This is a genomic window from Novosphingobium sp. SG754, from assembly GCF_013149315.1.
Taxonomy (GTDB): domain Bacteria; phylum Pseudomonadota; class Alphaproteobacteria; order Sphingomonadales; family Sphingomonadaceae; genus Novosphingobium; species Novosphingobium capsulatum.
On record NZ_JABGCC010000005.1, the window covers coordinates 256,597 to 268,770 of the forward strand.

9 protein-coding genes and 1 tRNA gene are annotated in these 12,174 nt (G+C 65.9%); 3 read left to right on the forward strand and 7 right to left on the reverse strand.

Annotation, left to right across the window (positions count from 1 at the left end; all coding sequences use genetic code 11):
- Positions 1-151: 151 nt before the first annotated feature.
- Positions 152-1,951, reverse strand: a complete 1,800-nt coding sequence (locus FHW97_RS14285; RefSeq protein ID WP_168351970.1) for a peptide MFS transporter — start codon at positions 1,949-1,951, stop codon at positions 152-154.
- Between the two features lie 194 nt (positions 1,952-2,145).
- On the opposite strand from FHW97_RS14285, the gene FHW97_RS14290 reads away from it, so the two are divergent.
- The 3 genes from FHW97_RS14290 to FHW97_RS14300 all read left to right on the forward strand — a co-directional run bounded on the left by FHW97_RS14290 (position 2,146) and on the right by FHW97_RS14300 (position 3,136).
- Positions 2,146-2,340, forward strand: coding sequence for a hypothetical protein (locus tag FHW97_RS14290; RefSeq protein WP_168351971.1), 195 nt, complete (start codon positions 2,146-2,148; stop codon positions 2,338-2,340).
- A gap of 106 nt (positions 2,341-2,446) precedes the next feature.
- Positions 2,447-2,728 (forward strand): integration host factor subunit beta, encoded by a 282-nt coding sequence (locus FHW97_RS14295; protein ID WP_022677879.1) that lies wholly within the window; start codon positions 2,447-2,449, stop codon positions 2,726-2,728.
- Positions 2,729-3,049: 321 nt separating this feature from the next.
- Positions 3,050-3,136: transfer RNA gene (locus FHW97_RS14300), tRNA-Leu, on the forward strand.
- Between the two features lie 43 nt (positions 3,137-3,179).
- On the opposite strand, the gene dxs is transcribed toward FHW97_RS14300, so the two are convergent.
- The 6 genes from dxs to FHW97_RS14330 form a co-directional block, all read right to left on the reverse strand.
- Positions 3,180-5,102 (reverse strand): 1-deoxy-D-xylulose-5-phosphate synthase, encoded by a 1,923-nt coding sequence (dxs, locus tag FHW97_RS14305; RefSeq protein WP_168351972.1) that lies wholly within the window; start codon positions 5,100-5,102, stop codon positions 3,180-3,182.
- Between the two features lie 98 nt (positions 5,103-5,200).
- On the reverse strand, positions 5,201-6,391 hold the full coding sequence (locus FHW97_RS14310) for a DUF445 domain-containing protein (RefSeq protein WP_054131867.1): 1,191 nt from the start codon (positions 6,389-6,391) through the stop codon (positions 5,201-5,203).
- A 101-nt stretch (positions 6,392-6,492) separates the two neighbouring features.
- A complete protein-coding gene (locus tag FHW97_RS14315) occupies positions 6,493-9,708 on the reverse strand; it encodes an efflux RND transporter permease subunit (protein ID WP_082350088.1) in 3,216 nt (1,071 codons plus the stop codon).
- 33 nt (positions 9,709-9,741) lie between these two features.
- Positions 9,742-10,893, reverse strand: coding sequence for an efflux RND transporter periplasmic adaptor subunit (locus FHW97_RS14320; protein ID WP_022677618.1), 1,152 nt, complete (start codon positions 10,891-10,893; stop codon positions 9,742-9,744).
- A gap of 532 nt (positions 10,894-11,425) precedes the next feature.
- On the reverse strand, positions 11,426-11,725 hold the full coding sequence (locus tag FHW97_RS14325) for a DUF1153 domain-containing protein (RefSeq protein WP_022677617.1): 300 nt from the start codon (positions 11,723-11,725) through the stop codon (positions 11,426-11,428).
- The gene (locus tag FHW97_RS14330) at positions 11,722-12,072 is read right to left on the reverse strand and encodes a hypothetical protein (protein WP_133726783.1); all 351 of its coding nucleotides are present in this window, start codon (positions 12,070-12,072) and stop codon (positions 11,722-11,724) included. The genes FHW97_RS14325 and FHW97_RS14330 overlap by 4 nt, the downstream gene beginning before the upstream one ends.
- Between the last annotated feature and the right edge of the window lie 102 nt (positions 12,073-12,174).

A 12,174-nucleotide genomic window follows, 5' to 3' on the forward strand; every position in this document is an offset into this window, starting at 1 on the left:
CTGCATTGCAGCGCTCCCACGCCACTGCAAGCTAGCCTAACAATTGTTTACCATGCTCGCTTAGGCGAGCATAGACGCGTGGCATCCCCCAAGCATGTCTCATTGCCGAACAAATTGATCCGAAGTGGCGCCAGGCCGGCGCCACGCCGAACTACCGCACCCCGTGCATCAATTTGCGCAAAACCCCCGAAAGCAGCAGAAGAACGACCCCAATCCCCACCGCGAACCAGCCGATCACATTGAAAACGCTGGTATAGGTGTCAAGACTCAGCTTGAGATTGGTAACCTCTCCCCCCACGGTTTCCACACTTGCAACCTGCGCAACGATTCCGCCGACATATTGTGCCATGGCAATCGACAAATACCACACGCCCATCATCAGGCCGACGATGCGGGCCAGCGACAGCTTGGTGATCATGCTCATGCCGACAGGCGAGATGCACAGTTCCGCGACCGAGTGGATCAGGTAGAGGCCAGCCAGCCACCACACCGAAACCTTGAAGTCGGGGCCGGCAAAGCGGGTGCCCCAGACCAGGAACAGGAAGCCGGCGCCCACGCCCGCCAGGGCCACGCCGAACTTGACCGGGATCGAGGGTTCCAGCCCGCGCGCGGCCAGCTTGCCCCACAGGATGGTCAGCAACGGCGCCAGGGTGACGATGAACAGCGCGTTGAAGAACTGCGTCTGCCCGGCCGAAATGCTGAACAGGCCAAACACCGAAAGATCCGTGTTGCGATCGGCGAACAGCGTGAGCGAGGAACCGGCCTGCTCAAACAGCGTCCAGAACACGGTGTTGAACGTGGTCAGCACCATGGCCGCCACCATCATCTGGAACTCTACCCGGTTGCCGGTGCGCCAGGCATAGACCAGGATCGCGGGCACGCCGATGAGGAAGCTGGCGAACAGAATCTTGCCCAGCAGCGGCAGCGCGATGACATAGGCGAGCAGGCTGGAGCCGGCGGCAACCGGCTTGGCATCGAGGAGGTTCTGGAACAGCAGAATGACCGCACCCACAGCCACCAGGCCGCCGACATAGACGAACGGCGTCAGGTCGCGGCCAGACTGCACCGGCGGCTCGCCATAGCCGGCCAGGCGCCCGCCATCGAACTGGATCAGCATCCAGGCAACCGCCATGCCGATCGCGGCCAACAGGAAACCGGCCCACCAGCCCACGGAATCGGCCAGCCAGGGGCAGAGGATCTGCGAGAACAGCGACCCCAGGTTGATGCCCATGTAGAAGATGGTGAAGCCGGCATCGCGGCGGCGGTCACCCGGGGCGTAGAGTTCGCCCACCACGGTCGCGAGGTTGGGCTTGAAGAACCCGTTGCCCACCGCCACCAGCGACAGGCCGAGCAGCATCAGCAGCACGTAGAACGACGAGCGCGTGCCGCCGGTGGCGAACTGGTCACCCGGCACGGTGCGGGCGACGTGCCCATCGGGCGCGAGCAGCGCCACGCTGCCATCGGCATTGCCCTTGATCAGCAGCTTGGCGCCATCAATGACCACATAGCGCTTTTCCAGGCCCGTGGCGGTAGGACGATCGACGGTGTTTTCGGCCACCACGTCATAGCGCTGGCCGGCGATTTCGGCATGGGGCTTGGCGGTTTCCCCGCCGAAGCACAGCACGAAATAGCCCAGCGACATCATGATCGCGCCATATTTGACCGAGCGCTTGGAGCCGAGCACGCGATCGGCGATCAGCCCGCCCACCAGCGGGGTGAGATAGACCAGCGCGGCAAAGCCGCCATAAAGCCCGTTGGTAGTGCTGTCGCTGAACAGGAAGTGCTTGGTGAGATAGAGCGTCAACAGCGCCCGCATGCCGTAGAAGCCGAAGCGCTCCCACATTTCGGTGGTGAACAGCCGCGCCAACTGGCGGGGATGGCCGAACCACCCGGTGTCACCATGGGCACTGGTGGACGACGGGGATGAAGGGGGCGTGTTCGCCTCGGTCATGGATGGATGCGCTCCGTGAAAAGCTGCCGGCGGGCGGGGCCGATGAATAGGCAGGGCCGATGGATATGCGACGATCGACGGTTCTGGTGGACGGCTCTTGTCGAGGGAAAAGCAGTCCGGTTGCGGCGGAAACTACCCGGATTGCGCGGTTTGGAAAGGCGCAATTTGCAACCGCGCGCCGCTTTGCAACGAACATGCGCGACAGCGGCAAGCGACTGAATATTCCTTTCTGGAAGCCAAGCCCCACCGAAACAAACCATCGCGGCATGCGTTTTTCGCCACTGACCGCGCCGGTCCAGCCCCACACCGGAGAGAATTTCACCTGGTGGCCGAAAATTGCGCGGTTTTCGGCAAATTTCCCTGCATTTTTTGAACGTTCGATAAGTTGAACACTCGTCCGACATCTGGCACAGTGCAATTTGCGCCGTGACGGGGGTCAATCGGCGCACAAGGGACTTCATACGATGCCGGGGGGCATCGCGGAGGGGGAGTGACATGATACGTTCCGAACTGCTGCAAGCTTTGGCCAAGGACAGCCCGGGCCTTCGCGCCGAAGAGATCGAGCGCGTGGTTGACGTGTTCTTCGACGAAATCGCCGGGCGCCTCGCCGATGGTGGCCGGGTGGAACTGCGCGGCTTTGGCGCCTTTTCCACGCGCGAACGCGATGCGCGCAAGGGCCGCAACCCGCGCACCGGCGAATCCGTCGACGTGCCGGGCAAGCGCGTGCCCTATTTCAAGCCGGGCAAGGAAATGCGCATCCGGCTCAACGCCGAGTGATCCTGCGCAGATAATACGGTTTGGCGCCGGCGCGGCCCGCCAAGGGCCACCACGGCGCCAGGGACGCTGCTGCCAAGGGGCACGGTAGCAGCGTTACAGGGGGGGCAGGCAGCGTTTTTGCACGAGACAATGGCGCTGCCTGCCATTCATATCCCGCCAACACACCACAGCCGGCGCGACCAGGCGACAAGCCCCAAATCTACCAAGTCTAACAGGCAGTCAGGCTCGCGCCCGGCATAGGGACAGCGGGCCTTTTTTGCAGGGGTGCCGCGCCGCCCCCTTGGCGCGCGGCGGCCACCTGCCTATAGCCGCACAAGCCGTGCGGGCGTGGCGAAATTGGTTAGACGCAACGGACTTAAAATCCGTCGGGCTTTGCCCATGCCGGTTCAAGTCCGGCCGCCCGCACCACCATCACCTTCATGCGACAGTGGCACGCCGGCCGGCTTGAGGATCAGGCGCGCGCTTCCTGAACCCCGGCGCTGTTGTGACGCAGCGCCTTGAGCACGGTATCGACGATATGCGGAGCATTGAGCCCGGCCGCGTCATACTGCTTTTCGGGCGCGTCGTGATCCTGGAACACATCGGGCAGGCGCATGGTGCGGATCTTGAGGCCGCCATCGGTCAGCCCTTCGTCGCTCGCCATGGTCAGCACATGGGCGCCCAGGCCGCCGATCGCGCCTTCCTCGATCGTCACCACCACTTCGTGCGTGGCGATAAGGCGGCGGATCAGCGCATCGTCCAGCGGCTTGACGAAGCGCAGGTCGGCCACCGTGGTGGACAGCCCGCGTGCATCGAGCTGATCTGCGGCCTTGAGCGCTTCGGCCAGGCGCGTGCCGAGCGAGAGGATCGCCACCTTGCTGCCCTCGCGCACGACGCGGCCCTTGCCGATTTCCAGCCGCTCGGGAACGGTGGGCAGCGGCACACCCACGCCATTGCCGCGCGGATAGCGGAAGGCGATCGGGCCGCTGTCATGACAGGCGGCGGTGTGCACCATGTGAACCAGTTCCGCCTCGTCGGCGGCGGCCATCACCACCATGTTGGGCAGGCTGGCCAGATAGGTCACATCGAACGAGCCGGCATGCGTGGCGCCATCGGCGCCGACCAGCCCCGCGCGGTCGATGGCAAAGCGCACCGGCAGGTTCTGGATCGCCACATCGTGCACGACCTGGTCATAGGCGCGCTGCAGGAACGTGGAATAGATCGCGCAGAACGGCCGCATGCCCTGCGCGGCAAGGCCGGCGGCAAAGGTCACGGCATGCTGCTCGGCAATGCCCACGTCGAACAGGCGATCGGGAAAGGCCTTGGCAAACTTGTCGAGCCCGGTGCCCGACGGCATTGCTGCGGTGATCGCGCAGACCGTGGGATCGGCCTTTGCCTCGGCCATCAGGGCCTGGGCAAAGACATTGGTGTAGCTGGGCGGGCCGCCCGCGCTTTTCATCTGTTCGCCGGTGATCACGTCGAACTTCTGCACGCCGTGATACTTGTCGGCCGCCGCCTCGGCCGGTGCATACCCCTTGCCCTTTTGCGTGACGACGTGGACCAGGCACGGCCCTTCGGCCGCATCGCGCACGTTTTCCAGAACCGGGATCAACTGGTCGAGGTTGTGCCCATCGATCGGGCCGACATAGTAAAAGCCCAGCTCCTCGAACAGGGTGCCGCCCATGGCCATGCCGCGGGCAAATTCGTCGGTCTTCTTGGCCGCATGGTGCAGCGGGCGGGGCAGCTTGCGCGACAGGCGCTTGGCCAGTTCGCGCAGTTCCAGGAACGGGCGCGACGATACCAGCCGCGCGAGATAGCCCGAGAGGCCACCCACGGGCGGCGCAATAGACATGTCGTTGTCGTTGAGGATCACGATCAGGCGGTTGCCGGCGGCTTCGGCGTTGTTCATCGCCTCGTAGGCCATGCCCGCGCTCATCGCGCCGTCGCCGATCACCGCGATCGCCTTGCCCGGCTTGCCAGCCAGCTTGTTGGCCACGGCAAAGCCCAGCGCTGCCGAGATCGAGGTCGAGCTGTGCGCGGTACCGAACGGATCGTATTCGCTTTCGCTGCGCTTGGTGAAGCCGGAAAGGCCACCGCCCTGGCGCAGGGTGCGGATGCGGCTGCGCCGCCCGGTGAGGATCTTGTGCGGATAGGCTTGGTGGCCCACATCCCACACCAGCCGGTCATCGGGGGTGTTGAACACGTAATGGATCGCGGTGGTGAGTTCAACCACGCCCAGGCCGGAGCCAAGGTGCCCGCCGGTCTGCCCCACGGCCGAGATCATCTCGGCGCGCAGTTCATCGGCCAGTTGGCGCAATTGACCAGGCGCCAGGCGGCGCAGGTCGGCGGGGGTATCGACGGTGTCGAGCAAAGGCGTGGCCGGGATTTCGGTCATTATCGCGCCTTACACCCCTTGCCGCGTGCTGTCGAGAAAACCCCTATGGTTCGCACCAAGGGGCGTGGAAACAGCAGCTTGGGCCTTGTCGTCAGCCCTCACAGCGCCATGTCGAGCGCGTGGAGGGCAAGGCCCACCAGCCCGCCCACCAGCGTGCCGTTGATGCGGATGAACTGCAGATCGCGGCCCACGGCGCCCTCGATCCGCGCGGTCACGGTGCGGGCATCCCAGCGGCGGATGGTTTCCGACACCAGCCGCACGATCTGGCTGCCATAGCGGCTGGCCACGCCCACCAGCGTGCGCCGGGCAAAGCGGTTGACCAGCAGCGCCAGTTGCCGATCGGTTTGCAGCGCCCGGCCCAGATCTGCCAGGGCCACGCCGATCTGGCCCGACAGCGCGCCATTGCCACCGCCGCGCACCGCCGCCAGCAAGCCAGCGCGCGCGCGCTCCCACAGCGCGTCGAGCCAATCGGTGAACGCGGGATTGGCCAGCACTTCGGCCTTCATGCCTTCGACGCGGGCGCGCATGGCGGGGTCTTCGACGAGGTCGTGGGCAAGCTGTTCCAGCCCTTCCACGATCTTCATGCGCAGCGGGTGATCGGGGTGCACCACGGCTTCGGCCAGCAGCTTGTAGATGCCATCGAGGATGGTGTTGGCCAGCCGCTCGTCCAGCTTGACCAGCCGCACCAGGGCATTGGCGCGATCGTGGATCAGGGTACGCAGCAGCGCCTCGTTGGCTTCCAGGGTCTGCGCCGTCTTGGCCAGCAGCGCCTCGATCAGCGGCAGATGGCGCCCGTCGGCGATCATCGCCTGCAACATCTGGCCCAGAAGCGGCGCCAGGTCGATCCGGTCTATCTGCTGGCGCAAGGCCTGCTTGGCCATGCCGCCCAGCTTTTCGCGGTCGAGCGATTCCAGGATATCGGCCGCCAGGCTGGCGGCACCGGCGGCCAGGCGCCCCTGCTCCCCGCCTTGGCGTGGCGCCGCCAGGAAGGAACCGGCCGCCCCGGCCACGTCCAGCCCGGCCATGCGCCGCGCCACCACCTGGGGGGTGAGGAAATTGGACTGGAGGAAGCCGGCGAGGGAATCGGCGATGCGATCCTTGTTTTCCGGGATGATCGCGGTGTGCGGGATCGGCAGGCCCAGGGGATGGCGGAACAGCGCGGTGACGGCAAACCAGTCGGCCAGGCCGCCAACCATCGCCGCCTCGGCAAAGGCGCGCAGATAGCCCCAGCCCGGCGCAGCGCCCGGCGCGGCCAGCATGGTGCGCGCCAGAGCAAACAGCCCGGCCATCACCACCAGCAGGCCGGTGGCGACTAGGCGCGTGGTGCGCGCCCGGTCAACGGGCTGGATCAGGGGCCTTGCAGCGCGGGCCAGACGGCGGGGAGTGATGGTCACTCCGCCGGGAATGCCTCATGCACGGTGTGGTTCCCATCGGCATGGCCGCCGGGGCTGCCAGGCGCACCCTTGGCGCCATGCCCGGCGGCACGCGGCTGGCTGGCCAGGAACACGCGGGCGAGCCAGGGACCAAGCCGCTTTTCAAAGCCGTCAGCCAAGCTGAACCCGGCCGGCACGATCAGCAGCGTGAGCAGGGTGGAGAGCGTGAGGCCGCCGATCACCACCGTGCCCATCGGCGCGCGCCAGCCCGCGTCACCACCCACCGAAATGGCGGTGGGCACCATGCCGGCGATCATCGCCACGGTGGTCATGATGATCGGCTGCGCGCGCTTGTGCCCGGCCTCGGTAATCGCCTCCAGCTTGCCCTTGCCGGTCGACATTTCCTCGATCGCGAAGTCGATCAGCAGGATCGAGTTCTTGGCGACGATGCCGAACAGCATGAGCACGCCGATGAACACCGGCAGGCTCAACGCCTGGCCAACCAGGCCCAGCAGCATCAGCCCACCCAGCGGCGCCAGGAACAGCGAGCCCATGTTGACCAGCGGCGAGACGAAGCGGTGATAGAGCAGCACCAGCACCGAGAACACCAGCAGCACGCCGGTGGCGAGCGCGATGAAGAAGTTGGTGAGCATTTCCTGCTGCCAGCGGTCTTCCCCGGCCGGGGCATTGGACACGCCGGTGGGCAGGTTCTGCATGATCGGCAGCTTGGCAATGGCATCCATCGCCGTGCCCTTGACCACGCCGGGCGGCAGATCGGCGCCCACGAAGATGCGGTGGTTCTGGTTGTAGCGCTGGATCGTGGTGGGGCCCGAGCCAAAGCCGATGCTGGCAACGCGCGCCAGCGGCACCGACGTGCCCATCGCAGTCTGCACCGGCAGGTTTTCGATGGTCGACAGATCGCGGCGGGAATCGAGCGGCAGCTTGACCCGGATCGGTACCTGGCGATCGGACAGCGAGAACTTGGCGCTGTTCATGTCGATTTCGCCCTGGGTGGCGATGCGGATCGTCTGGCTGAGCGCCTGGGTCGTCACGCCGAGCGAGGCGGCCAGATCAAGATGCGGGGTGATGACGATTTCCGGGCGGCGCAAGTCGGCGCTGATGCGCGGCGCCACCAGTTGCTTGAGCCCGCTCATCTGCTGCACCAGGGTTTGCGCGGTGCGCTGCAGGAGATCGGGATCAGAGCCCGAGAGCATCACGCTGATCGGCCGGCCCGAGCCGCCACCGCCGCCGCCATTCTGGCTTTGGAACGTGACGCGCGCATCGGCGATCTGCTGCAGGCGCGGGGTCAGTTCGCGCTGGAACTGCAGGCTGGTGCGCGGGCGGTCCTTGCGCAGCGTCATGATGATGCGCCCGCTGCCCTCGGTGATCCGCTCCAGCGCCACTTCGATCTCGGGCTCGTTGCGGATCAGGTTGTACACCTCGTCCACCTTGGCGGCCGTCTGGTCGATCGTGGTGCCGGGCACCATTTCCACGTTGATCTGCGAGAAATCGCTATCGGTATCGGGGAAGAACTGCGTGGGGATGACCACGAACATCGCGCCTGTCAGCAGTAGCGCGCCAAGGCCGATGCCCATCATCCACAGGCGATGATCGCGCAGCCGCGCCCGCACCCGGCGGCGCGGATGCAGCGCGCGATAGGCCGCCGCGCGCGTGGTATCGAGCGACCAGCGCAGCACCGCCATATAGCGGTCCATCCACGGGCCTTCGCCATGGGGAATGTCGCGCTGGTCACGCTTGAGGAAATAGGCCGCGACCATCGGCGTGATCATGCGCGCCACCAGCAGCGAGAATAGCACTGCCACCACCACGGTGAGGCCAAAGTTCTTGAAGAACTGGCCCGAGATGCCCGGCATCAGGCCCACGGGAAGGAATACCGCCACGATCGAGAAGGTGGTCGCCACCACCGCCAGGCCGATTTCGTCGGCGGCGTCGATCGCGGCCTGGAACGGGGTCTTGCCCATGCGGATATGCCGCACGATGTTCTCGATTTCCACGATCGCATCGTCCACCAGCACGCCCGCCACCAGGCCCAGCGCAAGCAGCGACATGGTGTTGAGCGTAAAGCCCATGAGATGCATCACGGCGAACGTGGGAATGGCCGAGAGCGGAATGGCGATGGCCGACACGAACGTGGCCCGCCAGTCGCGCAGGAAGAAGAACACCACGATCACCGCCAGCACCGCGCCTTCGACCATCGAGGACATCGAGGTGTGGTACTGCTGCTTGGTGTAGTTCACGCTGGTGAACAGCTGGGTGAAGCGGATCTTGTGGCCTTGCTCGGCCGAGATCTTGGCCAGTTCCTTGACCGTGTCATCATAGACGCTGACATCGGATTCGCCGCGGGCGCGGGCGATGCTGAACGTGACGACCGGCTTGCCGTTGAACTTGGCGATCGAGGTGATTTCGCTGAAGCTGTCGCGCACGTCGGCCACGTCGGACAGGCGGATCACCCGGCCGGCCGCCACCGAAATCTGCGTCTGCCCGAGATCGAAGGCGGACCGCGCGTTGCCGAGCACGCGCACCGACTGGCGCGCACCGGCCACTTCGGCCTTGCCGCCCGCCGCATTGAGGTTGACCTGGCGCAGGGCATTGTTGACCTGCATCGCGGTCACGCCGAACGACTTCATCCGCATGGGATCGAGCGTCACGGCGATTTCGCGGGTAACGCCGCCGGCGCGGTGGACCTCGGCCATGCCGGGCACCGCCAGCAGGCGCTTGGCCACGGTATCGTCGACAAACCACGACAGTTGCTCGATCGTCATGTCGTCGGCCGAAACCGCCCAATAGGCGATGGGATCGGACGAGGTTTCGGCCTTGAACACCTGCGGTTCCAGGATGCCGTCGGGCAGATCGCCACGCACCTGGTCCACTGCGTTCTTCACTTCGGCCACCGCGCCATAGATGTCGGTGCCGATCTTGAACTGCACCATCGTCTGGCTGGAGCCTTCCGACGCGGTGGAGGTGATCGTGTCGACCCCGGCGATGGTGCGCACGGCGCTTTCCACCCGCTGCGTGATCTGGGTTTCGATTTCGGTGGGCGCGGCGCCGGGCTGGCTGATCTGCACGATCACCAGCGGAAACTCGATATCGGGCTGGTCCTGCACCTTCATCAGCATGAAGGAGACCAAGCCCGCCAGGGTCAGCCCCAGGAACAGGACGATGGGAACGACCGGGTTGCGGATGGACCAGGCCGAGAGATTGCGAAAGTTCATGGCCGTTTCCCTGGTCCGATCACGGGTGGTCGATCAGTGCGCCGCGGCGGCAGTGCCGGCCGTGACCGGCCGGACCGTATCGCCGGGATTGAGGAAGCCACCCGCGCGCAGCACCACGCGCTCGTTGCCCGAGAGACCTTCGCGCACGACGATCCCGTGCGCGGTGACGTCACCGATCTTCACCGCGCGGCGCGTCACCTTGTTGGCGCCATCGAGGATATAGACGAAGCTGCCGTTTTCATCGCTGAGAATGGCGGTTTCGGGCAGGACCGGCGCCGTGGTGACGCCGCTGCGGATCGTGGCGCTGGCAAAGCCGCCCGGACGCAGCGCGGGATCATAGCGCAGCGCGATGCGGGCAATCCCCTCGCGCGTGGTCGGATCGATCGTGGGAGCCACCTGCCACACCGTGCCGGTAAAGCTTTGCGCCGTGCCGACCGGGGTGATCTGGGCGGTCACGCCCACGTGCATGCGCGCCAGGTCCACTTCGGCAAGGCGTGCCTGCATTTCCAGTTCGCCATCCTTGGCCATGCGGAACAGCGTGCCGCTGCCCGCGCTGACGATCTGCCCCGGCTCTACCGCGCGGGTCAGCACCAGGCCGTCGGCCGGGGCCACGATGTTGAGCCGCGCCGTGCTGGCGCGCAGCTGGCCCAGCGTGGCGCGGGCCACGCGCACCTGCGCCACAGCGGCATCGCGTGTGGCGGTCAGCTGATCGATATCGGCCTTGGAGATGAAGCCCTTGGCCACCAGCTTGAGCGCACGATCGAGATTGCTTTGGGCGATGCGAGCGTTGGCTTCCTGCACTTGCACCCCGGCAGCCTGGCTGGCCACCTGCTGCACCTGGACCGAGCGATCGACGACGGCCAGTACCTGCCCGGCATGGACCCAGGTGCCGGCATCGACCAGCACGCTGCGCACGATGCCGCCTTCGCCGGCAATGCCCACGGGCATTTCGCGCTTGGCGGCAATCACGCCGCTGGCCACCACGGTGGCGTCAACGGTCTGCTGGCCCGGCGCCACCACGGTGACGGTCTGAGCCTGGGTGGCGGCATCGGGCGCCTTGGGCCCGCCGGCATCGCGGTGCATCAGCCACCAGGCGAGAGCCAGCAGCACGACCAGCCCCGCGCCGATGGCAAAGGCACGCCGCCGATTGCCACCGGTTGCCGGCACATCGGCCAGGCTGCTCATGTCTTGCGTCTTGTCCAGCAGAATTGCCTCCCCAGCCCAACCGGCAAGCGCGTACCATACGGCACCACGCAGCCCGGGCCACGATCCCCTTTGCCCGCCCCATCCTTGCGCCATGCGCAGCGACAGGCCGGGCGATGTGTTCCCAACGTCGGTCTAACGTGGCGGCCGGTTGCCCGGCTGCCTGTCATCGCGGCCGGCCACCGGCATGGGCCAGCCCCCGGCAACGCCGGTCGCCGGCATGGCCCCCGCCTTCGCCAAGCGCCGCGCATCAAGCGCCACGTTCCGAAGGTTCCTTACCTTGCCAGCATTTACGCAGCTTTTAGCGGGCGCAACGACCAGTTGCAATCACAGCTCGACAAACAACGTCATAACCGAAGCATTTGCGCTTCGCCTCGGCAACGAACCCACCGCTGCGGGGCCGAGACGCCAAAACGGCCGCCCGGGTTGCCCCGGACGGCCGCACCGTGGATGGCGGTGTGGCGCGGGCTGCCAGCCCCGGCGCAAAGCACCGGGCCGGCAAGCCAGCGCGTGATCAATACTTGAGCTGGCGCTCGTAAAGGTCGCGATAGTGCTGGATACGCGTGACCCGCAGGCCCTGCATCCCCGAGCGATCCACCGCGCGCTGCCACGAGGCGAATTCTTCGAGGGTGAGGCCATAGCGTTCGCACGCCTCATCAATGGTCAGCAACCCACCGTTGACCGCCGCGACCACTTCGGCCTTGCGGCGCACCACCCAGCGGGTGGTGTTGGCGGGGGGCAGGTTATCCAGCGTCAGCGGTTCACCCAAGGGACCAATAACCTGCGCCGGCCTGATTTTCTGATTTTCGATCATGGCACTTCTCGTCGGTCAGCTGAGCCTTTCGGCGGGGGGGACGGCCTGTTTGGCTTCATCACCGTTGTGCTTCCCTCCATTTTGCCATTCACTGAAGAGTTTGGGTTAACGAGATCTTCATGACCTGCCGTGTGTTCACCTGCCTTGTGCAACATCCAGGCTGCGACCCGATGGAAGCTGCCAAGGCCCGTTCCGCCTGGCATGGCCAGTACGGAATCCTGCGACACCCGCCGCAGGTCCTGTGCGGCTTCCAGCCGGGCACAGAATTCGGCCCAGTGCAGCTGGCGCAGCACCCCTGCCGATTCGGCGCCCACCAGGCCGCGCAGATCTTCAAAACCCAAATCCATGGGGCTGACAGTAGCCCGATAGGGATAAGGGAGTGTAAAACCGCCCTTTACAAAAAATTAACCACATGGCCAGCGCACGCCGCCCGTTCCGTGCCATTTTTG